The organism is Actinomadura sp. B10D3, from assembly GCF_039871695.1.
Taxonomy (GTDB): Bacteria; Actinomycetota; Actinomycetes; order Streptosporangiales; family Streptosporangiaceae; genus Spirillospora; species Spirillospora madurae.
On the sequence record NZ_JBDPLY010000001.1, the window covers coordinates 599,202 to 625,272 of the forward strand.

A 26,071-nucleotide genomic window follows, 5' to 3' on the forward strand; every position below is an offset into this window, starting at 1 on the left:
TGGTCTGAGCTGCTGTGAGTCGAGATTTTTTTTGAACACCCCTTGACACGCGAATGGCCGGTCGCTCAGGATCCCTCGACATGGAATCCGATTCCGTGCCGATGCCGACGCTGGTCGTCGGCACCGGCTTCATCGCCGCGCAGCACGCCGCCGCGATCCATGCCGAGCCGCGGCTGGCGCTCGTCGGCGTGGTCGACATCGACCCCGGCCGGGCCGCCGCCGCGTCCCGCGCGAACGGCGGCGTGCCGTGGTTCACCGACCTCGACGCCGCGCTGGCCGAGTCCGGTGCGTCCGGCTGCGTGGTGTGCACCCCGAACGACACCCACGCGGAGCTCGCCGTCCAGATCGCCGAGGCGGGCGCCCACCTGCTGATCGAGAAGCCGCTCGCCGTGGACGTCGCGGGCGCCCGGCGCGCCGTCGAGGCGTTCGCCGCGGCCGGGCGGGTGCTGATGCCGGCGCACAGCCACCGCCACTACGACTACGCGCGGACGGTCCGGGACGTCGTCCGGTCCGGCGAGCTCGGGACGGTGGAGCTCGTCCGGCTGTCCATCCTCGGCGGGTGGATCTGGCCCGACTGGCGCGGCTGGATGCTCGACCCCGTCCGCTCCGGCGGGCACGCGCTGCACAACGGCGTCCACCTGCTGGACCTCGTCACCTGGTGGACGGGCGGCACTCCCGAGACCGTGTACGCGCGGGGCCGCCGGCAGACCGCCGCCGAACTCGGCATCCACGACTACCTGGAGATGACGGTCGGGTTCGCGGACGGCGCGACCGCCGTGTGCGAGATGAGCCGCGGGCACCGCCCCGCCTCCTTCGCCCGCCGCGACGTCATGCTCGCCGGCACCGGCGGGATCCTCACGATCCCGTGGGACGCCGAGGCCGGGACGGTCACCGACGAGTCCGGCACCGCGCTGCTCCCGCCCGGCGGCACCGACGGGTTCGCCGCCCAGATCGCGGCCTGGGCCGACGCGGTCGCCGGCGGGCCGCCCGCGGTGACCGGCGCGGACGGCCTGTTCGCCGTGGCGATGGGCGTCGCCGCGGAGCGCTCGATCGCGAGCGGCCGGCCCGTGCGGGTGGCCGACGTCCTGAAGGAGGCGCCGTGATGAGCGGGCGTGCCATGCGGGTGCTGAAGGTGCTGCCCTGGGGGGCCGGCGGGTTCGGAACCCAGGACCACCAGAACGACATGTACCTCCCCGCGTTCCGCGAGCACCCCGGCTTCACCGTCGTGGAGCCCGCCGCCTCGGACCTCACGGCCGCGGCCCGCGAGACCGGCGCCGACGTCGTCTGCGTGTGCGCGCCGCCCGCCGAAAGGGCCGCACGCGTCATCGAGGCGCTGCGCGCCGGCTGCCACGTCCTCGCCGACAAGCCCCTCGCCCTGGAGGAGGCCGACGTCGAGGAGATCGCGGCGGTCGCCGCCGAGACCGGGCTGGTCTGCATGCCCGCCCACCACCACCGCTTCGGCGCCGCCGTCCAGTCCGCCAGGAACGCGCTCGCCTCGGGGCGGATCGGGCTCCCCTGGAACGTCCAGGCCGACTTCCTCGTCGACGGCGGTGACCCGTGCCCGGACGGCGAGCTGGTCAACTTCGGCCTCTACCCGGTGGACGTGGTGCGCGCCCTCACCGGGCAGGCCGTCCGCCGGGTGCACGCCCTGCCGGGCCGCGACCGCGCCCGGCTCACCGTCCTGCTGCTCGACCACGAGCACGGCCTGACCAGCACGATCACGGTCGGCCGGCTGCGCGGGACCGCGGACGCGCCGGGCATGGCGCTGCACCGCTACCGCGTCAGCGGATCAGGCGGCGTCCTCGACGTCGACGCCGCCAGGCCCGGCGCGTCCGTCCGGACGGTGGCCGGGAACCGGCACGCCTGGCACGGCCCCGGCACCGTCGCCCGCATGCTCACGGCGCTGCACACCGCGATCGCCACCGGGCGCCCGCCCGAGGCCGGTCCCGCCGACGCCCTCGCCGCGCTGCGCGTCACCGACGCCGCGGCCCGCTCGCTCGCCCTCGGCACGCCCGTGCCGCTCGACTCCCCGGAGGTCTGAACGATGAAGCTCGCCACCTACCGCCTGCCGGACGGCGAGGTCCGGCACGGCGAGGTCACCGGCGACCGGGTCACCGACCTCGGCCCCGGCGACCTCGGCGCGGTGATCGGCGCGCTCGACGCGATCCCGGCCGGGACCGGCGCCGGCCGCCCCCTCGACGAGGTGGCGCTGCTCGCGCCGCTGCGGCGGCCCGGCAAGATCCTCGCGGTCGCGGCCAACTACCAGGAGCACGTGACCGAGACCGGCGGCGACCGGCTCGACAAGTCGCGGATCTCGCCGCGGCTGTTCATCAAGCCGGTGACCGCCGTCAGCGGCCCCGGCGAGGAGATCGCGCTCCCGTCCGTGAGCCCGAGCGTCGACTGGGAGGCCGAGCTGGTCGCGGTGATCGGCCGCGGCGGCAAGGACATCCCGGTCGAGGACGCGCTCGGCCACGTCGGCGGCTACACGATCGGCAACGACGTGTCCGCCCGGAGGATGGACTACGGCCACGAACGCGACACCGAGGATTCCGCGGTCGCGTTCTTCGACTGGCTGAACGGCAAGTGGCTCGACGGGTTCGCCGCGCTCGGCCCGTACCTCGTCACGGCGGACGAGGTGCCCGACCCGCAGAAGCTCGAGGTGACCCTGGAGGTCAACGGGCGGGTCCGGCAGCACGGCGACACCGGTCAGATGATCTTCAACGTCGCGGAGCTGGTGGCGTTCGCGTCCCGGCTGATGACGCTGGAGCCCGGCGACGTGCTGTACACCGGCACGCCGTCCGGGGTGGGGCTGGCATCGGGGGAGTTCCTGTCCGCAGGCGACGAGATGACGGTCCGCGTGACCGGGCTCGGAAGCCTGGTGAACCGCGTCCGCTGAGCGGACCAGTGGCCGGGCGGCGTCCCGGCCACCGCCGAGAAGAGGCAAGTCATGACCATTCGTTCCGGCAGAGCGAGGGCCGGCGGCGCGAGGGCCGGCCGGGGGGCCGCGCGGCGGGGCGCCGCGGCCGTGCTGGGCGGCGTGCTCGCGGCGGGCGCGCTCGCCGCCTGCAGTTCCGACCCCACGCAGAAGTCCTCCGGCGGGGACGCCGGCGTGCTGAACATGTACCTGTACCAGAAGCCGAAGACCTTCAGCCCGCTCGCGCCCAACAACGGGCCCGACCAGCTCGTGATGTCGTTCGTCTTCGACTCGCTGTACGGCGCGGACGCGTCCTACGGCCTGAAGCCGCACCTGGCCGCCGACGCGCCGCAGGTGTCCGACGACGCGAAGACGATCACGATCTCGCTGAAGCCCGGCCTGAAGTGGAGCGACGGGAAGCCGCTCACGGCGAAGGACGTGGTGTTCACCTTCACCGCCCTCGCCAACCCCGCGACGGGCAGCGCCCAGGCGGGCAAGTTCGGCGCCGTGACGGGCGCGAAGGCCCTCGCGGACGGCAAGGCCGACGCGCTCAAGGGCGTCACCGCGCCGGACGCGACCACCGTGAAGATCACGACGAGCCGGCCGGCGGCGGGGCTGCCCGGCCTGATCGGGAACACGCCGATCCTGCCCGAGCACGTCCTCGGCAAGGTCCCGGCGAAGGGGCTCGGCGACAACGCCTTCTTCACCAAGCCCACCGTCGGCGCGGGCGCGTTCACGTTCGTCGACTACAAGACCGACCAGTACGTCGAGCTGAAGGCCAACCCGAACTTCCGGGACCCCGTCTCGATCAAGAAGGTGTTCCTGAAGCCGGTCACCTCCGACGTCGCCACCGCCCAGCTGCGCACCGGCGAGATGGACCTCACCCAGGTGTCCCCGACCGACCTGCCGACCGTCCGGAAGATGGACGGCGTCAAGGTCGTCTCGGCCAAGAGCCCCGGCTTCACCCGGATCGCCGTCAACCAGTCGCAGAGCCGGTTCAAGGACGTGCGGGTGCGGCAGGCCCTGCTGACCGCGATCGACCGGAAGGGCCTGGTCGGCAAGGTGCTCGGCGGCGCCGGGACGGTCGTGAACACGAGCTTCTACGGCGATCTCGCCTCGTCCGCGGGGGAGCAGTACGCCTACGACCCGGCGAAGGCCAAGAGCCTGCTCTCCGCGGCCGGCTGGGACGGCTCCAAGCCCGTGACGCTGTCGTGGATCCCCGGGCAGCGCGACCGCGACACCGCCGCGACGGTGATCCAGAGCCAGCTCAAGGCCGTCGGCGTGAACGTGGAGCTCAAGCAGGTGCAGGCCGACGAGCTGCTCTCGTCCTACGAGAAGAAGAGCTTCGACCTGGCGCTGTTCGGCGGCGGCAACTACGCGACCGAGCCGTCCACCGTGGCCACCATCGACGCCTGCGACCAGGCCTATCCGGCGGGCGGGAACATCAGCCGCTTCTGCGACAAGGGCCTGGACGGCCTGCTCGCCAAGGCCGACTCGGTCGCGGCGCCGGCCGAGCGCACGAGCCTGTTCCAGCAGGCGGCCAAGACCGAGAACGCGCAGGTTCCCTACCTGTGGCTGTACAACCCGGACACGGTCTGGGCCTACCGGACCCGGCTGTCGGGCTTCGAGCCGTCCGGCATCCCGACGAACGAGGTCGGGTTCTGGGACTTCGCGAACTGGAAACTGAGCTGACCCGCCCGGTGGCCGGGGGGAGCCCCCCGGCCGCCGGCCGGTACGGACGGAAGGAGGTGAGGCGTGGCGGCCTACGTCATCCGGCGCCTGCTGGTCAACGTGCTGGTGTTCGTGCTGATCAGCATCGGCATCTTCGTCCTGGTGCGGGTCGCTCCCGGCGACCCGGTCCGCATGATGGTCGACCCCGAGCAGATGCGCGGCGGCGGCGCGGCGTTCATCGAGGCGAAGCGGCACGAGCTCGGCCTGGACCGGTCGGTCGTCGTCCAGTACTGGCACTGGCTGTCGGGCGCGCTGCACGGCGACTTCGGGTACTCCTACGTCGGGCACCGCCCCGTCTCCGCGGTGCTCGGCGAGCGGCTCGGGCCGACGCTGCAGCTCATGGGCGCCGCCCTGGCGGTCGCGCTCGTCGTGTCGGTCGCGCTCGGCGTGGCCGCGGCGCTGCGCCGCAACACCGCCGTCGACTACGGCGCGACCGTGCTGGGCCTGGCCGCCGTGTCGGTGCCGCCGTTCTTCCTCGGCATCGTCGGGATCTACCTGTTCTCCCTGAAGTGGCAGCTGCTCCCGTCCGCCGGGATGACCACGCCGGGCGGCGGCGGGCCCGCCGACCAGCTGCGGCACCTGGTCCTGCCTGGGCTGATCCTCGCGTTCGTCACCGCGGGGCCGTTCACCCGGTACGTGCGCGGCGGCCTCGTGGACGAGCTCGGCGCCGACTACGTCCGGACGGCCGAGGCCAAGGGCGCGTCCCCGGCCCGGGTCGTGCTGCGGCACGCGTTGCGCAACTCCCTCATCCCGCTGATCACCGTGGTGATGTACCAGATCCCGCAGATGCTGGCGGGCGCGGTGGTGATCGAGCAGGTCTTCGCCTGGCCCGGCATGGGCCAGCTCGCGGTCAGCTCGATCGGCCAGCACGACTATCCGGTCATCGTCGGCTTCGCGCTGTACGTGGCCGTCCTGGTGCTGCTCTGCAACCTGATCGCGGACGTCCTGTACGCCGTCGTCGACCCGAGAGTGAGCCTGCGATGAGCGCGACACCCGCCGGCACGGCGGTGCGGAAGACCGGCGGCCCGGGCGCGTCCGCCTCGCCGCGGGCGCGGGCGTTGCGCCGGTTCCGCCGCAACCGGCTCGCCGTCGCCGGGAGCGCCGTGCTCGCGGCGGTGGTGCTGCTGACGGTGCTGGCCCCGCTGATCGCGGGCCATCCGCCGAACGCCGTGGACCTGGACGCCGTCCGGCAGGGGCCGTCCGGCGCGCACTGGTTCGGCACCGACGCCTCCGGTCGCGACGTGTTCGCCCGGACCCTCTACGCGGGACGGGTCTCGCTGCTGGTCGGGCTGACCGCGGCCATTGGCGCGATGGTGGCCGGGACGCTGCTCGGCGCGGTCGCGGGCCTGTTCGGCGGCGTCGTCGACAACGCGATCATGCGGATCGCCGACATCGTGATGTCGTTCCCGACGGTGGTGGTGATCCTCGTCCTCGCCGGGATCGTCGGGCCGAGCGTGACGGTGCTGATCGCCGCGATCGGGCTGACGCAGTGGCCGGTCGCCGGGCGGGTGGTGCGCGGCGTGACGCTGTCGCTGCGCGACCGCGAGTACATCCAGGCCGCCGAGGCGGCCGGGGCGAACGGGTGGTGGCTGATCCGAAAGCACATCGTCCCCGCGGCGCTGGCGCCGGTCACGGTGACCGGCACGCTGGCGGTCGCGCAGGCGATCATGCTGGAGACCACCGCGTCGTTCCTCGGCCTCGGCGTCCGGCCGCCCCGGGCGAGCTGGGGGAACATGCTGAACGACGCGCAGAACCTGACGCTGATCCAGACGATGCCGTGGCTGTGGATACCGCCGGGCGTCGCGATCGCGGTGACGGTGCTCGCCGTCAACTTCGTCGGGGACGGCCTGCGCGACGCCGTCACGCCGGGAGGCCGGACATGACCCGGCCGCTGCTGGAGATCGAGGACCTGGTCGTCGAGTTCGACGGCGACGAGGAGACCGTCCGGGCCGTGGACGGCGCCGGCTACAGCGTCGCGCCGGGCGAGACGCTCGGCGTCGTCGGCGAGTCCGGGTCGGGCAAGAGCGTCACCGCGATGTCGGCGCTCGGGCTGATCAAGCCGCCCGGCCGGGTGGTGTCGGGGCGGGTCGTGTTCGACGGCTCCGACCTGCGCGCGATGCCCCCGCGCGAGCTGCGCGGCCTGCGCGGCGGCCGGATCGCGATGATCTTCCAGGATCCGATGACGGCGCTGAACCCGGTCGTGTCGATCGGGGCGCAGCTCCGCGAGGCGCTCCGGTTGCACCGGCCGGGCATGTCGCGGGGCGCGGCCCGGAAGCGGGCCGCCGAGCTGCTCACCCTCGTCGGGGTGCCGGGGGCGGAGCGGCGGCTCAAGCAGTACCCGCACGAGTTCTCCGGCGGGATGCGCCAGCGCGCGATGATCGCGATGGCCATCGCCAACGACCCCGACCTGCTGATCGCGGACGAGCCCACGACCGCGCTGGACGTGACCGTCCAGGCCCAGGTGCTGGACCTGCTGCGGCTGACGCGGCGGGAGACCGGCGCCGCGACCGTGCTGATCACCCACGACCTCGGCGTGGTCGCCGAGCTGGCCGACCGGGTCGTGGTGATGTACGCCGGGCGCGTCGTCGAGCACGGACCCGTCGCCGAGATCTTCGAGTCGCCCCGGCACCCGTACACGCGGGGCCTGCTGGAGAGCCTGCCCACGCTGGACGGCGACGCCGACGACCTGACGCCCATCCCCGGTTCCCCGCCGTCCCCCGGCGAGATCCCGCGGGGATGCGCGTTCGCGCCGCGCTGCCCGCTGGCCCGTGACCGGTGCCGCGAGGAACGTCCCGACCTGACCCCGGCCGGGGCGGGACGCGCGAGCGCCTGCCACTTCCACCACGAGCTGGCCGAGGAGGACATCGATGGCCGAGCCTGACGAGATCCTCTCCGTCTCCGGTCTGGTGAAGCACTATCCGGTGCGGTCGGGGCCGCTGCGCCTGCGGACCGGCGGCGTTCACGCCGTCGACGGCGTCGACTTCTCCCTGCGCGCGGGGCGCACGCTCGGGCTGGTCGGCGAGTCCGGCTGCGGCAAGACGACCACGGGACGCATGGTGGTGCGGCTGCTGGAGCCCACCGCCGGGCGGATCGTCGTCGCCGGGCGGGACGTCACCCGCGCCCGCGGCGCCGAGCTGCGCGCCCTGCGCCGCGACCTGCAGCTGGTGTTCCAGGACCCGTACGCGTCGCTGTCGCCGCGGATGACCGTCCACGACATCATCGCCGAGCCGTTGCGCGTGCAGGGCCGCTACGGCGACGGCGGCGAGAGGCGCGTCGCCGAGCTGCTCGACATGGTGCGGCTCGCGCCGTCGCACGCCCGCCGGTACGCGCACGAGTTCTCCGGCGGGCAGCGGCAGCGGATCGGGATCGCCCGCGCGCTCGCCCTCGGCCCGAAGGTCCTGGTGCTGGACGAGCCGGTCAGCGCGCTGGACGTGTCGATCCAGGCGCAGGTCGTCAACATGCTGCGGGAGCTCCAGCGCGAGCTGGGCGTGGCGTACCTGTTCATCTCGCACGACCTGTCGGTGGTGCGGCACGTCTCGCACGAGATCGCCGTCATGTACCTCGGGACGATCGTGGAGCAGGGCACCCGGGACGAGATCTTCCGGAGCCCGGCGCACCCCTACACGCAGGCGCTGCTGTCGGCCGTCCCGTCGCCGCGTCCGGGCGGGCGCACCGGCCGGGAGCGGATCACGCTGACCGGCGACGTGCCGAGCCCGATCGACCCGCCGTCCGGCTGCCGCTTCCGCACCCGCTGCTGGAAGGCCCAGGACGTCTGCGCGACCGAGGCGCCGCCGCTGGTCGTGCGCCCCGGCGCCGGGCATCCCGTCGCCTGCCACTTCGCCGAGGCCGACGTCCCGGCCACGGCCTGACCGCTCTCACCCGGAGGAGACCCGTGCACCACGACGCAGACCGACGACTGGCCGCCGCCCCCGCCGAACCGGGGCCCGCGGGGGAGCGGCCGCCCGTCGCCGCCGCCCGCCGCACCGGCGCGTCCCTGATCGCCTCGGGGCAGGTCGCCGCCCGCGACGGGAAGCTGCTCGCGGAGGGCCGCGTGGGGGAGGACGTCACCCTCGACACGGCGCGGTCCTGCGCGTGGCAGTGCGCCCGCAACGTCCTGACCGCCGTCCGGGACGAGCTGGCCGGCGACGGCGGGCTCGGCGCGGTCGAGCACGTGGAGGCGGTGTCGGTGTGGGTGGCGTCCGCGCCCGGGTTCACCGACCAGCACCTGGTGGCCGACGCGGCGACGGCGCTGTTCACCGAGGTGCTGGGCGAGTCCGCCGGGCGGCACGCGCGGGTCGCGCTCGGGGTGGCGGCGCTGCCGACCGGGAGCCCGGTGGAGGTGCAGGCGACGTTCCGGCTGCGGACGCAGGCGCCGTGACGGACCTGCTCATCGCCGGCGGGACGGTCGTCGACGGCACCGGGTCCGCCCCGCGCCGCGCCGACGTCGCGGTGGCGGGCGGGCGGGTGGAGGCGATCGGCGACCTCGCGGGACGCCCCGCGGCGCGGACGCTGGACGCGTCCGGGCACGTCGTGACGCCGGGGTTCGTGGACGTCCACACCCACTCCGACCTGACGCTGCTGTCGTCCCCCGAGGCCCACAGCGCGGTCCGGCAGGGGATCACGACGGTCGTGGTCGGCAACTGCGGCCTCGGCGTGACGCCCGTCGCCGACGCCTCCCAGGCCTACCGGGAAGCCCTGCGCTCGGCCGCGGGCTACCTGGACCTGGACCCGGCCGTCCGCTGGGACTGGACGGACCTGCCCGGCTACTTCGACGCGCTCTCCGCCGCCCGCCCGGCGGTGAACGTGGCCGCGCTCGTCGCGCACACGCCGCTGCGCGCGGCGGCGGTCGGGTTCGGCGACCGCCCGGCCGGCGCCGCCGCGCTCGACCGGATGCGCGGCCTGCTCGGCGACGCGCTCGCCGCGGGCGCCGCCGGCGTCTCCACCGGCCTGGTCTACGCGCCCGTCTGCTACGCGCGCGAGGACGAGCTGGAGGCGCTCGGCCGCACCGCCGCCGCACACGGCCGGCTGTTCGCCTGGCACGTCCGCGACTACGCCGACGGGCTGCTCGACTCCGTCCGGCAGGCGCTGCGGGTCGCGGCGGCGACCGGCTGCCGCACCCAGATCTCGCACCTGGTCGCCGTCGGCCGCCGCAACCACGGCTCGGTCGCGCGGGCGCTGGAGCTGATCGACGCCGCCCGCGGAGCGGGCCTGGACGTCGCCTTCGACATCTACCCCTACCTGGCCGGGAACGCGCCGCTGTCGCAGCTCCTGCCCGCCTGGGCGCAGGACGGCGGCGAGGGCCCGATGCGGGCCAGGCTGGCCGACAGCGCCGTCCGCGCCCGCATCACCGACGAGTGGCGCGACATGCCGAACACCTGGGACCAGATCGCCGTGGGCGGGCGGCCGCTCACCGACCTCGCCGCCGACGCCGGCACCGACCCGGCGCGGGTGGCGCTCGACCTCGTCGCCGAGCACGGCAACGGCGTGCAGATGGTGGCGGGCGGGCGCAGCGAGCGCGACCTGCTCGACGCGCTCGCCCACCCGGCCGGGGTGATCGGCTCGGACGGCCAGGCCCTCGACCCGGACGGACCGACCGGGAGCGGCACCCCGCACCCGCGCTCGTACGGCTGCTACCCGCGGCTGTTCGCCGAGTACGTCCGGGGCGCGGGGGACCGTCCCAAAGCGGACCGGCTCGGGCTCGCCGAGGCCGTCCGCAAGTGCACCTCGGCGCCCGCCGAGCGGGCCGGGCTCGCCGGGCGCGGCGTGCTCCGCGCGGGGGCGGCGGCCGACATCGCCGTTTTCGACCCCGCCGGGATCGCCGACCGGGCTACGTTCGCAGCACCCCAGCAGTATCCGGACGGGATCCGCGCGGTCGTCGTCAACGGCCGCGCCGTGGTCGAGGACGGCGCGCACCGCGGCGCGCGGCCCGGCGAGATCCTGCGCACCCCCTGATCGGAGACGAGGCACCCACCCATGGAGAGAACCCCAGGGGCACCGAGCACGCGGGCACCGAGTAAGCCGGCACCGAGTAAGCCGGCACCGAACAAGCCGGCACCGAGTAAGCCGGCACGGCCCCGCGGCGGCACCGTGGACGACGACCGCCCGGCCGCGGCCAACTACCACGCGAACGCGCTCGCCCGCGGCCTGGCCCTGCTGGAGCGGCTGGCCGAGCGGGGCGGCACGCTCACCCTCAACGACTTCAACGCGGCCACCGGCCTGCCGAAGAGCACCCTCGTCCGGCTCCTCGGCGTGCTGGAGGAGATGGGGTACGTGGTCCGCGCCGACGAGCGCCCCGCCTACCGGCTCGGCCACAAGACGCTGACGCTGTCGTCCGCGTACCTCACCGGCCTCGACCTGTCGCAGGTCGCGGGCGAGCACCTCGCCGGCGTCGCCGAGGACACCGGGCAGACCGCCAACCTCGGGGTGCTGGACGGCCGGGAGGTCCTGCACGTGTGCGTCCGCGAACCCGACCGGCCGATCCGCTTCCACACCACGCCCGGCACCCGCGACGCCGCGTACTGCACCGGGCTCGGCAAGATGCTGCTCGCCCGCCTCGACCCGTCCGAGCTCGCCCCGCACCTGCCGCCCGAGCCGTTCCCGGCCCGCACCGAGCACACCTTCACCACGACCGATGCGCTGGTCCGCGACCTGCGCGAGACCGCCCGGCGCGGGCACGCCGTCGACGACAACGAGGGCAGCGTCGGCCTGCGCTGCGTCGCCGCGCCCGTCGAGGTGGACGGGGTCTGCGTCGCCGCCGTCAGCGTGTCGGGGCCGTCCGCCGAGTACGACGACGCGCGGCGGGCCGGCTACCTGGACCGGCTGCGCGCCGCCGCGGCCGGCCTCGCCGCCGACGCCGACGTCGTCGCCGCGCTGGACTACCTCCGCTCGTCCCTGCGCCCCGGCGCGCCCCGACCCCGGGAGGATGCTTGATCGACTTCCACACCCACTGCCAGCGTCCCGAGCACTGGGGCCACGAGTGGGACGACCACTGGCGGCCCGTCTACGGGCGGGGCGCCCACGAGTTCGGCCGGGCCGACTACGACCGCGCGATGAAGCCGGTGACCGCCGCCTGCGTGTTCGGCATCCGGGCGACCGCGGCGGGCGTCCTCACCCCGAACTCCTACACCGAGGAGTTCTGCGCGGGCACCGAGACGGAGACGATCGGGTTCATGGCGCTGGACCCCACCGACCCCGACGTCCTCGACCAGCTCGCCGACGGCGTGGCGCGCGGCCTGCGCGGCATCAAGCTGTACCCGGTGCTGGCGCTGTTCGACCCGCGCGACGCCAAGTACGACGCGTTCTACCGGGCGGCGGCCGACGCGGGCCTCGTCGTGCTGTGGCACATGGGGGCGACGCCGAGCCCGGCGGGCGACCTGTCGGTCAGCAACCCGCTCGTCGTGGACGAGGTGGCGCGCCGGCACCCCGACCTCGTCCAGATCATCGCGCACCTCGGGCATCCCTGGCAGCGTGAGACGATCGTGACCTTGCGCAAGAACCGCCGCGTGTATTCCGACGTCTCAGCTTCGTGGGCGCGACCGATGGACGGCTACCTCGCGCTCGCACGGGCGCAGGAGTGGGACGTGGTCGGCAAGCTCGTCTTCGGCTCGGACTTCCCGCTCTGGACGCCCGACGAGGCCGTCGCCGGGCTGCGCGAGATGGTCGGTCGGCGCCCGTCCGGCTTCCCGGAGATCAGGAAGGAGACCGTCGAATGGCTTCTGGACGGCGACCCGCGTCCGGAGATGGGGCTGGCGTGACCCCGCTGCAGGACCTGGCCACGCCCGCGCTGCTCGTCGACCGCACCCGCATGGAGGACAACCTCGCCGGGATGGCCGACGCGATCGGCGCGGCCGGGGTGGCGCTGCGCCCGCACTTCAAGACGTCCAAGTGCGTCGCCGTCGCCCGCCGCCAGCTCGCGCACGGCGCGTCCGGCTTCACGTGCGCGACCCCGGCGGAGGTCGCGCTGCTCCAGGACGAGGGCGTCGAGGACGTGCTGTGGGCGCACCAGCCGGTGGGGCCGGCCAAGGTCGCGTTCGCGGTCGAGGCCCTCGCCCGGGGCGGGCTGACCGTCGCGCTCGACTCGGTGGAGGCCGCCGGGCCGCTCTCGGAGGCCGCCTCGGCGGCCGGTGTCGCCGTCCCGTTCGTGCTGGAGGTGGACACCGGCCTGCACCGCGCGGGGGTCGACCCCGACAGGGCCGTCCGCACCGCCGCGGACCTGGCCAAGCTGCCCGCCCTCGAACTGCGGGGCGTCCTCACGCACGAAGGGCACCTCGCCGCGCACGGCACCGACCGTCCGGCGCTGGAGGCGGCCGGAGGCCTCGCGGGGCGGACGCTCGCGGAGGTCGCCGAGGCCCTGCGCGCGGACGGCCACGCGTGCCCGCTGGTGTCGGTCGGCTCGACGCCGGGGGCGACGTCGGCGCCGTTCGCCCCGGGGGTGACCGAGGCGCGCCCCGGCACCTACGTCTACTTCGACGCCAACCAGGTCGGGCTCGGCAGCGCCTGCGTGAGGCAGTGCGCGCAGACCGTCCTGACCCGGGTCGTCAGCGTCCAGCGCCCCGGGACGGCGATCATCGACGCGGGCATCAAGGCGATGAGCTCCGACTCGCTCGCGAACGCCGGAGGCCTCGGCATCGTCTGCGACGCGTCGGGTGCGCCCATCGAGGACGTCGCCTTCCCGAACGGAAACGAGGAGCACGGCTACCTCACCGGCCCGGGAACCGCGTCCCTGCGCGTGGGAGACCTGCTGCGCATCATCCCCAACCACGCGTGCGGCACGACGAACATGTGGAGCGCCGTCCATTTCGTGGAGAAGGGCGCCGTCGTCGAGCGGCATCCGATCCAGGCCCGCCACTGACGGCGGTCGGCGAGCGGACGCGTCCGACCTCTGATCTACTGGACACCTACGGCTCCGTCTGGGGGAGTGTGACGCGTGGTCAGCGAGAACGCCGACAGGCTGGCTGTCCTCATCGACGCCGACAACGCCCAGGCCGCCATCGTCGAGGGGCTGCTGGCGGAGGTCGCGAAGTACGGCACGGCCCACGTCAAACGGGCCTACGGCGACTGGACCGGCACCAGCCTCCGAAGCTGGAAGGAGCAGCTGCTCGCCCAGTCGATCCAGCCAGTCCAGCAGTTCGCCTACACCACCGGCAAGAACGCCACGGACGCGGCGATGGTCATCGACGCGATGGACCTGCTGTACTCCGACCGCTTCGACGGGTTCTGCCTGGTCTCCAGCGACAGCGACTTCACGCGCCTGGCCGCGAGGATCCGCGAGTCGGGACTCACCGTCTACGGGTTCGGCGAGCGCAAGACGCCGAAACCGTTCGTGGCGGCATGCGACAAGTTCATCTACATCGAGAACCTGGCCTACGACCAGGACCCGGCCACCCCTGCCGCCGCGACGCTCAAGGCGGCGCCCCCGACCCCGGCCGCGAAGCTCAAGCAGGACACCGCGCTCGTCAACCTCCTCCGCAACGCCGTCGAGGCGGCCTCCGACGAGGACGGCTGGGCTCCCCTGGCGTCCGTCGGCCACATCATCACCAAGCAGCGCCCCGAGTTCGACTCCCGCAACTACGGCTACGCCAAGCTCAGCGAACTGATCAGCGCGACGATGCTCTTCGACCTGGACCGCCGCAGCCCCGGCGACGGGAAGGCCGGCATCATCTACGTCCGCGACAAGCGCCGCCAGGACAAGAAGCCGTCCTCCTGACTCAGCGGCCAGTGGGGGAGCCGCAGCATTTCTTGTACTTGCGGCCCGAGTCGCACCAGCAGGGGGCGTTGCGTTCGGGCGGCCAATCAAGGGTGACCGCACCTTCACGGACGCGGTCCAGGAGGTGGTCGGCGCGGGTCTGCTGGTCCTTCGGGTCGCGGCCCCGGTCGCTTGCGTACTTGAGGATGTCGTCCACCCTCGTCGGCAGGATGCGGAGCTTGGAGGCGCCGGCCTCGTCGCTGGAGGCGCGCCACCCGCGCTCGACCTCCCGGAAGTAGGAGGCCGCGTCGGTGGGCGCGGTGCCGTGGACGAGGCCCTCGGCGAAAGCGCGGGCGACATCGGGACGGACGAAGAACGAGCCCACGTTCGGCTGGGGCCGGGCTGCGGCCCTGTCCAGAAGCTCGGCCAACTCCGCCGGCTCGTCTTCACCGTGCAGATCGAGAGCGTCGGGCGGGAGGCCGAGGGACCGGCGGACGCGCCGGCGGCCCCGCAGCTCCGGCCGCGCGAACAGACTGGTCTCGGCGAGTTCGCCGTCGTCCGACATGAGGTCCCGGCAGGCGATGTTGAACCACGTGAGGGCCTCTTCCAGCCGTCCCCGCTCCTCGAGGAACTCCGCGATCAGCTGGGCCGGTCCCGGACGGAGCTTGGCCTTCCCGAGCCGGATGATCTCCGCGTCCGCCTCCTCGGTCCGGCCGAGGTCGGCGAGCAGCGAGATCCGTTCGGCCGCCGCGAACTGGGCGTCCTCTTCCTCTGCCGAGGCGACGACGCCATCGTAGATCCGCAGCGCCCGGTCCGGGTCGCCCGCTCGCGACCACTGCGTGGCGGCCTCTATCAGGATCTCCGCGCGTTCCTCGGGGTACTTCTCGGCGTCGCGTTCCAGATCCTCGGCGAGCCGCCGTGCTCGCTCACGTTCTCGGTCCGTCACCCCGGCGCCGTACAAGAGGCCGTCCCGGTCAGGAGGCCAAGCCGGCGAGGAGACCGGCCCTCCTGCTGGACACGGCGATGCCGTTGGCGACGGCGCGTTCCGTTCCGTCGGACGGCACGTTGCGGACGGTCACCGACGTCGCCCCAGGTATTCGCGACACGAAGGTCGAGGAGCCGCCGCCGTCGAGGTTCACGCCGTCGTCCACACCGGCCTTGTACAGGAGGGACGCCAGTTCAGCGAGGGTCAGGCCGGCGCTTTGCAGCGACCGTCCGTCCGCCACCACGAGGTACAGGTGCCACCCGTCGCGGCTGACACCGGCGGCCGTCCGCGGCGCGGGGCCGAAGGGGCTCAGACCGTCCAGCGGCCTGCCGTTCCTGAGAACCGGGAACCCGCCGACGGCGAACCGGAACCGTGGACCAGCGAACCGGTAGGACACCCGCACCTTCTCCCCAAGCCGCAGCCGCCGCAACGCGTCGGCGCCCTTCTCCCGCCCGACGAGCACGGTCGTGCCCTCCGGAATCGCACCCGCACCCGCGCTGTCGGACACACCCGTCACCACACCCCGCCGGACGGTCACCTCGGCGGTGTTCGTGCTGCACGGGGCGCCGCGCACCTCGTCCGTCCCGCACACCGCGCGCTGCCGCGAGACCGCACCCCACCGGGAATCGAACACCCCGGCACTCCCCACCGGCAGCGCGTACTGGTTGAGCCCGCGCAGAGCAATGGACGTCCGCCCCGCCCGGATGGTCCCCGTCAGGTGCAGCCGCCCGACGTGCCCGCGCCGGTCGGTCCCGATGCCGATGACGTCCTCGGCGGACGTGCCCGGCGGCAGCGCGGGCCCGAACCGCTGCCCGTCCGGCACGGCCCCCTTGATCGGACGTCCGCCGTCCATCTCGGGCCCGGACGACGCCCCGGTCGGCACCACTCCCGGATGGGTCTCGCTGATGTTGAAGTAGTCGCCGTTCACCCCGGCCACCGCCTGCTGCGCGTCCGCCATCTCCGACACCGTCCGCCTCGCCGCGACCACCGGCGGATGCAGCAGCCCCACGGAGACACCGGGCCCGCGCAGATCGACGTCCAGCAGATCACCCACCACCCGCCCCCCGACCCCGGACGTCTCGAAGGTCTTGAAGACCACCCCAGGCGCCGTCCGCTCCACCGAAGTGAACCGAAGCCCCCCGACCCCAGCCGACCTCCGCGCCCACCCGCCGACCCGCTCCCCGGACCCGGCCCCGTCGGTTCCCGGCGCCGTCTCCGCGAACGCAGGTAACCCCCCGACCACCAGCCCCGCAACGACGACCCCGGCCACGACCCAGCGCATCGGCAACGCCCCTCTCAGCGGAACAGCCCGCTGATCATGACGCGCGCCCGGTGAACCCTCCCACCCGCGACGACCAACACCCGCGCAAGATCACGTAATGCGCGCGGAAGTCAGGCGACCGTGCGGCCGCTCTGTCCGGTCGCCTGGTGCAGTGCCGCCGCCAGCCGGTCGCGTGCCTCGGTCTGGGCGGTGATGCGTTCGTCGAGGACGGCGAGACGATCCAGCGCGACCTGGATGGCCTTGTCCGAGGGCGACGCGGTTGCCACGTCGCCGTCCAGACAGGGCAGGAACGCGCGGACGTCTTCGAGCGTGAGGCCGGCGGCCAACAGGTAGCGGATGTTGCGGACCCGCACGACGACGCCCTCGTCATAGATCCGGTAGCCGTTGGGCGCCCGCCCGGAGGTGATCAGCCCTGCGTGTTCATAGTGCCGCAGCGCACGCGGTGTCGTCCCCGTGGCCTGCGCCAACTCGCCGATCCGCAATGGCCCCACCTCCCTCGCCAGTCGTATCACGCGACGACCGCCCCGCCATCGACCGGGAGGACCACCCCTGTGACGAACGATGCCTGCGGCGAGGCCAGCTGCGTGATCGCCCAAGCCACCTCTTGGGGACGGCCGATCCGCCCCAGCGGCGTGTGAGCGACCTGCCATTCCCGGACCGCTGCTTTCCGCTCAGGTGACAGTCCCTGGTGCTCCCCGATCGGGGTGTCGATCGCTCCAGGGGCGACCGCGACCACTCGAACCCCGCGAGGGGCCAGTTCCACCGCCCAACTGCGCGTGAGGAGTTCCAGGGCGGCCTTCGTCGCGGCATAGACCGCGTTGCCCGGCCAGGCCCGCTGCCCGACCGACGTGGTGACGTTCACGATCACCCCGCCGCCGGCTTCCAACGCGGGCAACGCGGCCTGCGCCAGCATGACCGGCGCGACCAGATTGGTCGCCAGTTGTGGTGCGATCAGATCCCGGGTGATCGTCCCCAGCGCCCCGCTGCCGACGATCCCCGCGTTGTTGACCAGCACGTCCAGCCGTCCATACGACTCCGTGACGGCGCGCACGATCTCCTCAGCGGCGCCCTCGGCAGCGACGTCGGCCGTCAGTGGATGGATGCCGTCATGACCATCAGCGGTTTCCGCCAGCGGCTCCGCTCTGCGGCCTACGGCCACCACCTGCGCGCCCATCCCGGCGAACAGACGCGCAGTCGCACGGCCTATGCCCGTGCCCGCGCCGGTAACAACAACCACCTTGTCCCGCATCGAGCCGTCCATGCGGGCAATCCTCAAACCCTGCCGCCAACGACAAGGTCAACCCACCCACCGCCACCAACCGCAAGCCAAGCTGGACGCGACAGGACTACGAGTGCAGCTCTCCTCGCTTGATAGCGGTGATGAGCCGGGCGAAGCTCTCGGGGGAGAGCGTGAGATGCCCGGCGTCGCGAGCCTTGCTGTCACGCACACCGATCACGGTGCTGAAATCCGCGACCTCAACGCAGTCTCCGCCCGTGGTGCTGGAGCGGCTTGCCTTACGCCAGGCAGGCTCGGTCATCGCGTGTTCTCCATCTGGTCGGCGATCAACCTACGGGTCAGGACCTCAGGCAGCGCCCGGGCCCCGATCCGCTCCCACCGTAACCGGACATCAAGCACTTTTGTCGGGTCGATGATCAATCTGCCTTCGATCGCAGCCTCGATGTAGACCACATCGCTCGCATTAATCGTCATGAGCTTGAATGCGCCATCTTGTCCCATATGGGCGCCAGCCTCCCAAGGAATGATGCGCACGATGGTGTGCGGCCAGTCCGCCACCTCGAGAAGCCGCGTGAGCTGCTCACGCATCACGTCCGGCCCGCCGACTCGGCGCGTGATCACTGCCTGATCAAGCAGCACGCAGAGTTGCGGGGGGTCGGGACGGTCCAGGACCGCTTGGCGGGCCAGCCGCTGTTCCCAAAGTTCGTCCGCCTGCGTCTTGCCGATACCCGCGGAGTCGAACCCCGCCCGCGCGTAACCCTCCGTCTGAACAAGACCCGGAACCAGAGAACTCTCGTAGGTCCTGATGACGGACGCCTTTGCCTCGTGCTCGATGTTCTGGTGACGCCAGTCAGGGTTGTGTGCCGACACGGCATGTCGGCGAATTCGGGAGAAGTGCCCACGAGTACCCCAAAGTTGGTCAAGAATTTCAGTCGTACGCTCGGGGATTCTCGTAGTGCCCGATTCGTAGTTCGAAACAGTGGAATCATCAATCCTCAAGATCTCGGCTAGCCGAGCCTGTGACAGGTTGCGCTCGATGCGCCATATTCGCAGGTCAGTGGCTAGCCAGTGCCATGGATTGTTGTCCGGGTCGAGACGGTCCGCCTTAGCCACTCAAGATCCTCAGACTTGATGTTTCTGAACGAAAGAAGACAAGCATAAGCGCGTGCGTCAGTCTGTGGTCAATTACACGGACTGAGAGAAGGGGAGTAGATGTCCGCGACCCCGATAATGGACATAGATCCACAAAACATGTTCAGCGAGAACTTCCGGGCCTACCTTGAGACCGTCTATCTGGCACGCGAACTCGTGAAGAGCGCGCTCGCCTCCTGGGGGCTTGGCGCCTTCGAGGGCGACGCCGTACAGATCGTGAGCGAACTCGCGTCCAATGCGGCCCGGCTCTGCGAGGGCAGGATCATCCGCGTGTGGGTCAGCCGGATCGACCAGGGTGTCGAGATGTGCGTGTGGGACGACCACCCCGGCCGGCCCGTCATCCAGCAGCCCCACCAGTCGAGCACCTCCGGGCGCGGGCTGATCCTGGTCCAGGCGTTCGCGTCCGGCGGCTGCGGGTGGTTCGAGCTGGGCGAGGGCAAGGTCGTCTGGTCGCGGATCGCGATCGACTACGGATACATGCTGGGCGCCGCACGCAGGGCGGGCACTCCGATCGTCAGCCCCCTGCGCCACGTGGCCAGACCGCACATCCCGCTGCACTCATAGACCGGCCGGGTCAGTGGTCTTGAAGCGTGGCCAGCGTGCGGGCCGCCGGTGTGAGCGCGGCGGCCAGGCCTCGGTGGTCGGAGTCGGGTAGGCCGCCCAGATCCTCATCAAGGTCGGCGAGCAGGTCGGCCACCACCTCGTCGGCCAACTCGGCGGTGTCGGCGGCCGGACCCAGCTTGCTGCGGGCCGCGTCCACGCGCGGTGGGGTGAGCCGCTCGACCGCAGCCGCCAGCAGCCATGCCGCTACTCCCGTCACACCACCGGGTGGTGGCACGAACGGCCGGGCGCCGTTGTAGCGGGCGTCCTCGGCGAAGTCGGGATGTTTGACCTTCAGGACCGGCCGTGGTCCCCGTTCGCTCGTATCCCAAGCTGCGGCGGGTTTGAGGACGTAACCTTCGGCGCGGTTGCCGGGCAGTTCGGGAAGACCCAGCGCACCGGGCACCAGCGTCAGGAAGTCGACCGCCAGCTCTCTCAGCTCTTGCCGACGGCCTTGACCCACCAGCGGCACGCACTGCAGGCCGACGCCGGCCGCCAGATCCGCCAGTTCGGCCCGGCTCATCCAGCGCGGTCCCGAGGAGGTGCTGACGGCGCCGTCGAACGCCAGCCACACCAGGTCAGGGCAGTACCAAACGCCGGTTTGTACAGGGCCGATGTCCTCGACCGGCGGTACCTGCGGGTGCGGATAGCCCCCGCCGGCCAGTTCCCCGTACAAGACCACGTCCTGTCCGACCGCCCGGGCCGCTGCCGCCGCCGCTGTCGCCAGGACCGGCCACAGACGCGTCACCCCGAAGAACGCCTCAAGCCGTTCCTCGTCCAGCAGACCGCGCCGCCCGGCGGCCCGCGCCGTCCGGCCATCGCTGACCAACGCGAGGTGGGCGCCGTGCACCTTCTCCTCGGCCACCCAGCTCCCGCCGGGCAACGGCCCGTCGCCGAACCGCTGCGGGATTTTCGGATACCACAAGGCCTGACCTCCATTCGACCCCGGAAGCCCTGCGGCCCAGCCGGGACACCCTGGCGGGTACCCTCTCCGACGCCCACCTGAAGATCAACTTATTTCCGAACGGCCGATGCAGCGGCACCCCCACCCCAAGCGTCCAGTTCGACACAAGCCCGGACTCGGCGAGTTCGGGGTCGCCGACGGGCCTGGCCGTTGCGTCCCATGCCCCTGCTTGATCGCCGTTGTCGCGTCTCGTGCCTCCGCTTGGACGTCCTGTCACCGGCGTCCGGTGCTCATCGGTCGGTGTCCTTGGGGTGGCGAGGGGACGCGTAGACGATCCAGACCGTTCGGCCGTCGTCGTTGATGACGTAGCGGACGCGCCCACCGCTCGTGACCTCGTACTCCCACTGCTCAAGGTCTTGACCGTTGTGTCGGTGTGTGCAAGGTCTCCGCGGAGTCGGTGCTGCCGCTCGTGGTTGGAGCGGGACCGCGGCTCGGATCGTAAGGCCTCCAGGCAACGGCGAGTATTCGACACTGCGAGGCGGCATAGCTCTTCCCGGCCTCGTACCGCCTCGCTGGTGCCGAACCTGACGTCCCATTCGCCGTCCGGCGGTGGGACGGTGACCCTGTCTCCTCGTTTGGGCTCAAGGCGTCACCTCGACGGGACCGAAGTCGCCGGAGGTCGGTCGGAGGGCTTCCTCGTGCTGGGTGCCGTCCGCCTTGATGCGCGCTGTGGCGCGCCAGCCGGTGATGACCTCTTGAGCGTTCGTGTCGTCTCGGCTCTGCGCCGTGCGGTGGACGACGAACTGACCGAACATTAGCGCACGATCTTCTCGGCCCTCGTGCTGGGCGGCGTGCCGGCGGACGCCTTGGCCGAAAAGCTGGGAGCCCCTGGAGCGGTTCCTCAGAACGGATCCGCTCGACGCGGGCTGCGCGGGCACCTTCGATCTGCTCGACCTCTACGGGGAAGAACGCCTCGCGGGCGGCGACCCCGAGGAACGCTTCCCCGGAGTCGCCGTTCACCTGCGAAGCTGCGACCCTTGCCTGGACGACTAGGAAGGCCTACTGGCCGCCGCCCAAAGCTGACACCACGAGCCCGCTTCGACGCCGGGGTCGCCGCGACCGGCTGATCAACCCGCCGGATCCTCGCCTTCCCCTTCCGTGCCCGCCCAGCCACAGGCTTCAGCGATGGCGGCCGGGTCCCAGTAGAAGGGACGGCATTCGAGCATGCGCCCATCCCGCACGCTGATCAGCTGCAAGATCAACGTCTCCACCTCGCGGCCGGTGGCCCGGGCACGGAACCGCACCCGACTGCGCACCACCACGGTGTCCCCATCGCCCCAGTGCTCCTGGTCCAGGAACTCCATCGACTCCCAGACCTCACTGAACCGGGCCAGGAACCGCTCCATGCCGTCTCGGCCACGCCACGTTCCGCTCCCCGTGAACGGCAGGCCCGGAGCCTGATGCAGCACCACCTCCGGATCCAGATATGCGGCAGCCTGCTCATAGTTCGCCGTGCCCTGCCCGCCTGCGGCCACGTACGCCGCCTCAGCGGCATAGAACTTCTCCATGACCGCCCACGCATCGCCTGCCCCCTGTCGGCCTTCCGCCGAGGATCCCATGGTCATCACCCGCTCCTCTCTCACCGGCAACCCCCTGGAAACCCCGCCCCACCCAACCTGGTTGCACCCAGCCGACGTCAGGTGGTGCCGCGAACTCACGGCCCGAGTTAGGTTCCCAGGACGACGAAAGCCGGGCGATCTGTGCCCGCCCGGCTCGAGCGGTCCGCTTGGCCCGCGCCCTCTGGAATCAGGCGCAGACCTCTGAGGTGCACAGGTGACGGATCCAGGGGAACACGTCGGCTATGGCAAGGAGCAACGCCCGAGCGCTCGGATCATGCTTCATGAGCCTAGGAAGATCCGTGACGCGGTCGTCAGGCTCTCATCGCGCCGCTCTTCCCGATCGGCGGCTGTGAGGTAGGAATCGGGAGCGTCGCGATGGTTGTCACGCAGCCGGCCGAGGCGTGCGGCGCGCTCGGCGACGGACTTGGGATTGCGTGACAAGTCGGAGAAGGTCACTGAATCCGCGGTAGTGCTCGTGCCGCCATAGCACTCAGATTATGTTCTGAAGTCGCGTCATCGAAGCCCGGCGGTCGGACCGTGAACTGTCCTCTGGCCTGCGCCGGAGTGGTCTGCGATGACGGCGGTGGCGACGTCGAGGGCGACCAGGCGCCTGCCGACGAGGAGCTGCGGCGCGATCAGCGGTGCGGCCGCGCGGCGTTCGGCGATCAGGAACAGGGAGGCGAAGGCGTCGTGGCGGTCGGGAGGCCGATGATCCGCGGCGATGACCAACCCCAGCCGCGCCCCTGGCCGACGGCGAGCAGAAGTGCGACCAGCGTCTCCGCCGGCAGAACCGCCCCGCGGGCGTCCACGGCTTGGCGTGTCACGGGGCGGCAGTATTCGTCCTGGACTAGGCAGGCGCTGGAGGACCAACATCGGCTGACGCTCGCGCACGGCGCTGGTGCCGAGCTGTGGTGGGGATGCCGGCCGACCGCCTCGACGTGGTCGGGCCCGCGCATCAGCGGGAGGCTCATGCCCGCATCCTGGCCGAAAAGCCCAGGTCCGCGCAGGGATTCCGGTCGAGTCGACGGTCCGATAGACCTGGTCTTGAGGTGAATCGCGGCAAAAATTCGTCCGCGGGCCGGTCACTCGTCGAGGGTGATGACGACCTTCACGTCGTCCGGGTGCGGGGTGAACGCGTCCTCGTAGTGCTCCAGCGGGACGCGGCGCGAGATCAGCCGGCCGAGCCAGTCCAGGTCGGCCTTCGCCAGGGCCCGCGCGGCGTCGGCGTAGTGGCCGAGGCCGGCGTTGACCGACCCGATGATCGCGTCGTTCCCCAGCACGATGTCGCGGTTGAGGCCGCCCGCGTCCACCCGCAGCGGGCGCCCGGACGGCGACACCCCGGTCAGGCACACGACCCCGAAGGCCGCGTTGTTCGCCATCGCGCCGAAGACGAGCGAGGACACCCCGGTCGCCTCGATCACCACGTCGGGTTCCGCCCCGGCGACCGCCCGCTCGATGCCGTCGTGGTGGTAGGTCGCGCCGAGGTCGGCGACGAGGCGCGGCTTCGGCCCGTCCGCCACCCGGTCGAGGACGTGCACGTCCAGCCCGCGCTGGACGCCGAGCAGCGCGGCCAGCAGCCCGATCGGGCCGGCGCCCGTCACCAGGACCCGGCGCGGCTCGAACCAGGCCCGCCCGCCGACCTTCTCGATCTGGTCCCATGCCTTGGCGACGACCGTCGTCGGCTCCATCAGCACGCCGACCTCGGCCAGCCGCGGGTCCAGCGCGACGGCGTAGCCCGCCTCGACCCGCCAGGCCCGGCTGGCGTACCCGTCGAGCTCCTTGATGCCGCGCTCGGTGTACCGGCCGTTGCGGCACATGTCGAACTCGCCGTGCGCGCACGCCCCGCACGGTTCCGGGTCCGGCCGCCGCACCACGCCCACGACGAGGTCGCCGGGGGAGAAGCCGCTGCCGGGCGGGGCGTGCCGGACCCGGCCGAGCGACTCGTGCCCGATGACCAGGCGGTCGCGGCCGGGCGGCGCCCACCCGTACTCCCCGGTGGCGATCTCCCGGTCGGTGCCGCACACCCCCACGGCGAGCCCGTCGACCAGCAGATCGCCGTCCCCGGGCTCCGGCTCGGGGACGTCGGTGACGGCCAGCGACCCGCGCTCCCCGGGCAGGACGGTCAAGGCGCGCATGACGCTTCTCCTCTCTGCTTCAGACCGGGCGGTCCGCGGGGCGGGTGCCGCTCAGGTGCCGGGCGGTGTTGACGAGCCCGACGTGCGAGTACGCCTGCGGCGTGTTCCCGATCTGCCGCCCCGCGGCGGTGTCGTACTCCTCGCTCAGCAGCCCGAGGTCGCTGCGCAGGCCGAGCAGCCGCTCGAACACCTCGGTGGCCTGCTTCGTCCGGCCGATGCCGTGCAGGGCGTCCGCCAGCCAGAACGTGCAGGCCAGGAACGAGCCCTCGTCGCCGGGGAGGCCGTCCACGCCGCCGTCGGAGCCGGTGTCGTAGCGCAGCATGAACCCGTCCCGGCACAGGTCCTGCTGCACCGCGTCCACGGTGCCGACCACGCGCGGGTCGTTCCACGGCAGGAACCCCACCTGCGGGATGAGCAGGAGCGCCGCGTCGAGCCCGCGGGAGCCGTAGAACTGGGTGAACGTGCCGCGTGCCGCGTCGTAGCCGTTCTCGCACACGTCCGCGTGGATCCGCTCCCGCAGCGCCTTCCACCTGTCCGCGGGGCCCTCCAGGCCGTGCTTCTCGACGGCCTGGACGGCGCGGTCCACGCCCGCCCACGCGAGCACCTTGGAGTGGACGAAGTGGCGCCGGTCCCCGCGCACCTCCCACAGGCTGTTGTCGGGGTCGCTCCAGTGGCCTTCGAGGAAGTCCATCAGGGAGCGCTGCAGGTCCCAGGCGCTCTGCTCCGCCTCGATGCGGGCCTCGCGCGCCAGGTGCAGGCCGTCCAGGACCTCGCCCCACGTGTCCAGCTGGAACTGGTCGGACGCCGCGTTGCCGACCCGGACGGGTGAGGAGCCCTCGTACCCGGCGAGCCAGTCGACGGTGTACTCGGTGAGCCGCCGGGTGCCGTCGATCCCGTACATGATCTGGAGGTCGGCGGGGTCTCCGGCGACGGCGCGCAGCAGCCACTCGCGCCACGCCCTCGCCTCCGTGACGAAGCCGGTGCCGAGCAGGACCTGGAGGGTGAACGTCGCGTCCCGCAGCCAGCAGAACCGGTAGTCCCAGTTGCGCGGGCCGCCGAGCTGCTCCGGAAGCGACGTCGTCGCCGCGGCGACGATGCCGCCGGTCGGGGCGTACGTCAGCGCCTTCAGCGTGATCAGGGACCGGCGGACCGCGTCGTCCCACCGCCCGTCGTAGTCGTAGTGGCGCATCCAGTGCGACCAGAACAGCTCGGTGTCCGACAGCGCCCGCTCGGCCTCGACCGCCTTCGGGCGCGGCAGGTGCGACGGCATGTACGTCAGGACGAACGGGACCCGGTCGCCGGGCGCCACGGTGAAGTCGGCGCACGTCGTCAGGTCGCGGCCCACGAGCTCGACCGGCGTCTTCAGCCATGTGGCGTCCGGTCCCGCGATCGCGTTGATCTCCCCTTCGCGGTGCCGCACCCAGGGCACGATCCGGCCGTAGTCGAACCGCAGCCGCAGCGCCATGTGCATCGGGACGCGGCCGCTGACGCCCTCCACGATCCGGACGACGTCGGCGGCCTCGCCGCGCGGGGGCATGAAGTCGATGAGCCGGACGGTCCCGTCCGGGGTGTCCCACTCGGTCTCCAGGATCAGCGTGTCGCCCCGGTAGCGGCGCCGCGTGCAGAGCCCGCCCGCCGCGGGCGCGATCCGCCAGAACCCGGCGTGCTCGTCGCCGAGCAGGGCGGCGAAGCAGGCGGGGGAGTCGAACCGGGGGAGGCACAGCCAGTCGACGGACCCGTCCCTGCCGACCAGCGCGGCGGTCTGCGTGTCCCCGAGCAGCCCGTAGTCCTCGATCCGCAGCGCCACGACGCGTCCACCCGCCCTCT

The 26,071-nt window shown here is 72.4% G+C and carries 28 protein-coding genes; 15 read left to right on the top strand and 13 right to left on the bottom strand.

Annotated features, from left to right (window positions below; all coding sequences use genetic code 11):
* Positions 1-80: 80 nt before the first annotated feature.
* The 14 genes from ABGB11_RS02610 to ABGB11_RS02675 all read left to right on the top strand — a co-directional run bounded on the left by ABGB11_RS02610 (position 81) and on the right by ABGB11_RS02675 (position 14,351).
* Positions 81-1,103: a Gfo/Idh/MocA family oxidoreductase gene (locus ABGB11_RS02610; RefSeq protein WP_347628336.1), complete on the top strand. Its 1,023-nt coding sequence runs from the start codon at positions 81-83 to the stop codon at positions 1,101-1,103.
* Positions 1,103-2,041, top strand: coding sequence for a Gfo/Idh/MocA family oxidoreductase (locus tag ABGB11_RS02615; protein WP_347628338.1), 939 nt, complete (start codon positions 1,103-1,105; stop codon positions 2,039-2,041). The genes ABGB11_RS02610 and ABGB11_RS02615 overlap by 1 nt, the downstream gene beginning before the upstream one ends.
* Before the next feature lie 3 nt (positions 2,042-2,044).
* A complete protein-coding gene (locus tag ABGB11_RS02620) occupies positions 2,045-2,896 on the top strand; it encodes a fumarylacetoacetate hydrolase family protein (RefSeq protein WP_347628340.1) in 852 nt (283 codons plus the stop codon).
* A gap of 51 nt (positions 2,897-2,947) precedes the next feature.
* Positions 2,948-4,606, top strand: coding sequence for a peptide ABC transporter substrate-binding protein (locus tag ABGB11_RS02625; protein ID WP_347628342.1), 1,659 nt, complete (start codon positions 2,948-2,950; stop codon positions 4,604-4,606).
* A gap of 63 nt (positions 4,607-4,669) precedes the next feature.
* Entirely contained in the window at positions 4,670-5,629 is a 960-nt protein-coding gene (locus ABGB11_RS02630; RefSeq protein ID WP_083598088.1) for an ABC transporter permease, read from the top strand.
* Positions 5,626-6,528, top strand: coding sequence for an ABC transporter permease (locus ABGB11_RS02635; protein WP_347628344.1), 903 nt, complete (start codon positions 5,626-5,628; stop codon positions 6,526-6,528). The genes ABGB11_RS02630 and ABGB11_RS02635 overlap by 4 nt, the downstream gene beginning before the upstream one ends.
* Entirely contained in the window at positions 6,525-7,526 is a 1,002-nt protein-coding gene (locus tag ABGB11_RS02640) for an ABC transporter ATP-binding protein (protein ID WP_347628346.1), read from the top strand. Before ABGB11_RS02635 ends, ABGB11_RS02640 begins: the two co-directional genes overlap by 4 nt.
* Positions 7,513-8,514, top strand: coding sequence for an oligopeptide/dipeptide ABC transporter ATP-binding protein (locus ABGB11_RS02645; protein WP_347628348.1), 1,002 nt, complete (start codon positions 7,513-7,515; stop codon positions 8,512-8,514). The genes ABGB11_RS02640 and ABGB11_RS02645 overlap by 14 nt, the downstream gene beginning before the upstream one ends.
* Positions 8,515-8,537: 23 nt before the next feature.
* Entirely contained in the window at positions 8,538-9,023 is a 486-nt protein-coding gene (locus ABGB11_RS02650; RefSeq protein WP_347628350.1) for a RidA family protein, read from the top strand.
* A complete protein-coding gene (locus tag ABGB11_RS02655) occupies positions 9,020-10,597 on the top strand; it encodes a D-aminoacylase (protein ID WP_347628352.1) in 1,578 nt (525 codons plus the stop codon). The genes ABGB11_RS02650 and ABGB11_RS02655 overlap by 4 nt, the downstream gene beginning before the upstream one ends.
* Positions 10,598-10,732: 135 nt before the next feature.
* Positions 10,733-11,575, top strand: coding sequence for an IclR family transcriptional regulator (locus ABGB11_RS02660; protein ID WP_347628354.1), 843 nt, complete (start codon positions 10,733-10,735; stop codon positions 11,573-11,575).
* Positions 11,572-12,399: an amidohydrolase family protein gene (locus ABGB11_RS02665; RefSeq protein ID WP_347628356.1), complete on the top strand. Its 828-nt coding sequence runs from the start codon at positions 11,572-11,574 to the stop codon at positions 12,397-12,399. Before ABGB11_RS02660 ends, ABGB11_RS02665 begins: the two co-directional genes overlap by 4 nt.
* Positions 12,396-13,496: an alanine racemase gene (locus tag ABGB11_RS02670; RefSeq protein WP_347628358.1), complete on the top strand. Its 1,101-nt coding sequence runs from the start codon at positions 12,396-12,398 to the stop codon at positions 13,494-13,496. The genes ABGB11_RS02665 and ABGB11_RS02670 overlap by 4 nt, the downstream gene beginning before the upstream one ends.
* Positions 13,497-13,571: 75 nt before the next feature.
* The gene (locus ABGB11_RS02675) at positions 13,572-14,351 is read left to right on the top strand and encodes an NYN domain-containing protein (protein ID WP_347628360.1); all 780 of its coding nucleotides are present in this window, start codon (positions 13,572-13,574) and stop codon (positions 14,349-14,351) included.
* Position 14,352: 1 nt separating this feature from the next.
* Here the strand turns inward: ABGB11_RS02675 and ABGB11_RS02680 are convergent, their stop codons facing one another.
* The 6 genes from ABGB11_RS02680 to ABGB11_RS02705 form a co-directional block, all read right to left on the bottom strand.
* On the bottom strand, positions 14,353-15,276 hold the full coding sequence (locus ABGB11_RS02680; protein WP_347628362.1) for an SEC-C domain-containing protein: 924 nt from the start codon (positions 15,274-15,276) through the stop codon (positions 14,353-14,355).
* Positions 15,277-15,304: 28 nt separating this feature from the next.
* Positions 15,305-16,414, bottom strand: coding sequence for a phosphodiester glycosidase family protein (locus ABGB11_RS02685; protein WP_347628364.1), 1,110 nt, complete (start codon positions 16,412-16,414; stop codon positions 15,305-15,307).
* 293 nt (positions 16,415-16,707) lie between these two features.
* A complete protein-coding gene (locus tag ABGB11_RS02690) occupies positions 16,708-17,079 on the bottom strand; it encodes a MerR family transcriptional regulator (RefSeq protein WP_347628366.1) in 372 nt (123 codons plus the stop codon).
* A 26-nt stretch (positions 17,080-17,105) separates the two neighbouring features.
* Positions 17,106-17,858, bottom strand: a complete 753-nt coding sequence (locus tag ABGB11_RS02695; protein WP_347628368.1) for an SDR family oxidoreductase — start codon at positions 17,856-17,858, stop codon at positions 17,106-17,108.
* Between the two features lie 85 nt (positions 17,859-17,943).
* On the bottom strand, positions 17,944-18,135 hold the full coding sequence (locus ABGB11_RS02700) for a DUF397 domain-containing protein (RefSeq protein ID WP_347628370.1): 192 nt from the start codon (positions 18,133-18,135) through the stop codon (positions 17,944-17,946).
* Positions 18,132-18,947 (bottom strand): helix-turn-helix transcriptional regulator, encoded by an 816-nt coding sequence (locus ABGB11_RS02705; protein WP_347628372.1) that lies wholly within the window; start codon positions 18,945-18,947, stop codon positions 18,132-18,134. The genes ABGB11_RS02700 and ABGB11_RS02705 overlap by 4 nt, the downstream gene beginning before the upstream one ends.
* Positions 18,948-19,085: 138 nt before the next feature.
* Here ABGB11_RS02705 and ABGB11_RS02710 point away from each other — a divergent pair, with 138 nt between their 5' ends.
* A complete protein-coding gene (locus tag ABGB11_RS02710) occupies positions 19,086-19,550 on the top strand; it encodes an ATP-binding protein (RefSeq protein WP_347628374.1) in 465 nt (154 codons plus the stop codon).
* A gap of 10 nt (positions 19,551-19,560) precedes the next feature.
* Here the strand turns inward: ABGB11_RS02710 and ABGB11_RS02715 are convergent, their stop codons facing one another.
* The 7 genes from ABGB11_RS02715 to ABGB11_RS02745 all read right to left on the bottom strand — a co-directional run bounded on the left by ABGB11_RS02715 (position 19,561) and on the right by ABGB11_RS02745 (position 26,051).
* On the bottom strand, positions 19,561-20,451 hold the full coding sequence (locus tag ABGB11_RS02715) for an RNA ligase family protein (protein WP_347628376.1): 891 nt from the start codon (positions 20,449-20,451) through the stop codon (positions 19,561-19,563).
* Positions 20,452-21,131: 680 nt separating this feature from the next.
* Complete coding sequence (locus ABGB11_RS02720) at positions 21,132-21,305, bottom strand: hypothetical protein (RefSeq protein WP_347628378.1); 174 nt, start codon at positions 21,303-21,305, stop codon at positions 21,132-21,134.
* Positions 21,306-21,617: 312 nt separating this feature from the next.
* Positions 21,618-22,115, bottom strand: a complete 498-nt coding sequence (locus tag ABGB11_RS02725) for a nuclear transport factor 2 family protein (protein WP_347628380.1) — start codon at positions 22,113-22,115, stop codon at positions 21,618-21,620.
* Positions 22,116-22,388: 273 nt separating this feature from the next.
* The gene (locus ABGB11_RS02730) at positions 22,389-22,565 is read right to left on the bottom strand and encodes a hypothetical protein (RefSeq protein ID WP_347628382.1); all 177 of its coding nucleotides are present in this window, start codon (positions 22,563-22,565) and stop codon (positions 22,389-22,391) included.
* Positions 22,566-22,622: 57 nt separating this feature from the next.
* Positions 22,623-22,838, bottom strand: coding sequence for a hypothetical protein (locus tag ABGB11_RS02735; RefSeq protein WP_347628384.1), 216 nt, complete (start codon positions 22,836-22,838; stop codon positions 22,623-22,625).
* Between the two features lie 353 nt (positions 22,839-23,191).
* Positions 23,192-24,244, bottom strand: a complete 1,053-nt coding sequence (locus tag ABGB11_RS02740) for a glucose 1-dehydrogenase (protein WP_347628386.1) — start codon at positions 24,242-24,244, stop codon at positions 23,192-23,194.
* Positions 24,245-24,263: 19 nt separating this feature from the next.
* Entirely contained in the window at positions 24,264-26,051 is a 1,788-nt protein-coding gene (locus tag ABGB11_RS02745; protein ID WP_347628388.1) for a glycoside hydrolase family 15 protein, read from the bottom strand.
* Between the last annotated feature and the right edge of the window lie 20 nt (positions 26,052-26,071).

What these genes read in the sequence shown, in the direction of transcription:
- ABGB11_RS02720 (WP_347628378.1), bottom strand. Translation starts at nt 21,305, where the DNA reads ATGTTCGGTCAGTTCGTCGTCCACCGCACGGCGCAGAGCCGAGACGAC.
- ABGB11_RS02700 (WP_347628370.1), bottom strand. Translation starts at nt 18,135, where the DNA reads ATGACCGAGCCTGCCTGGCGTAAGGCAAGCCGCTCCAGCACCACGGGC.
- ABGB11_RS02610 (WP_347628336.1), top strand. Translation starts at nt 81, where the DNA reads ATGGAATCCGATTCCGTGCCGATGCCGACGCTGGTCGTCGGCACCGGC.
- ABGB11_RS02710 (WP_347628374.1), top strand. Translation starts at nt 19,086, where the DNA reads ATGTTCAGCGAGAACTTCCGGGCCTACCTTGAGACCGTCTATCTGGCA.
- ABGB11_RS02635 (WP_347628344.1), top strand. Translation starts at nt 5,626, where the DNA reads ATGAGCGCGACACCCGCCGGCACGGCGGTGCGGAAGACCGGCGGCCCG.
- ABGB11_RS02645 (WP_347628348.1), top strand. Translation starts at nt 7,513, where the DNA reads ATGGCCGAGCCTGACGAGATCCTCTCCGTCTCCGGTCTGGTGAAGCAC.
- ABGB11_RS02740 (WP_347628386.1), bottom strand. Translation starts at nt 24,244, where the DNA reads ATGCGCGCCTTGACCGTCCTGCCCGGGGAGCGCGGGTCGCTGGCCGTC.
- ABGB11_RS02625 (WP_347628342.1), top strand. Translation starts at nt 2,948, where the DNA reads ATGACCATTCGTTCCGGCAGAGCGAGGGCCGGCGGCGCGAGGGCCGGC.
- ABGB11_RS02640 (WP_347628346.1), top strand. Translation starts at nt 6,525, where the DNA reads ATGACCCGGCCGCTGCTGGAGATCGAGGACCTGGTCGTCGAGTTCGAC.
- ABGB11_RS02620 (WP_347628340.1), top strand. Translation starts at nt 2,045, where the DNA reads ATGAAGCTCGCCACCTACCGCCTGCCGGACGGCGAGGTCCGGCACGGC.
- ABGB11_RS02725 (WP_347628380.1), bottom strand. Translation starts at nt 22,115, where the DNA reads ATGACCATGGGATCCTCGGCGGAAGGCCGACAGGGGGCAGGCGATGCG.
- ABGB11_RS02615 (WP_347628338.1), top strand. Translation starts at nt 1,103, where the DNA reads ATGAGCGGGCGTGCCATGCGGGTGCTGAAGGTGCTGCCCTGGGGGGCC.
- ABGB11_RS02695 (WP_347628368.1), bottom strand. Translation starts at nt 17,858, where the DNA reads ATGGACGGCTCGATGCGGGACAAGGTGGTTGTTGTTACCGGCGCGGGC.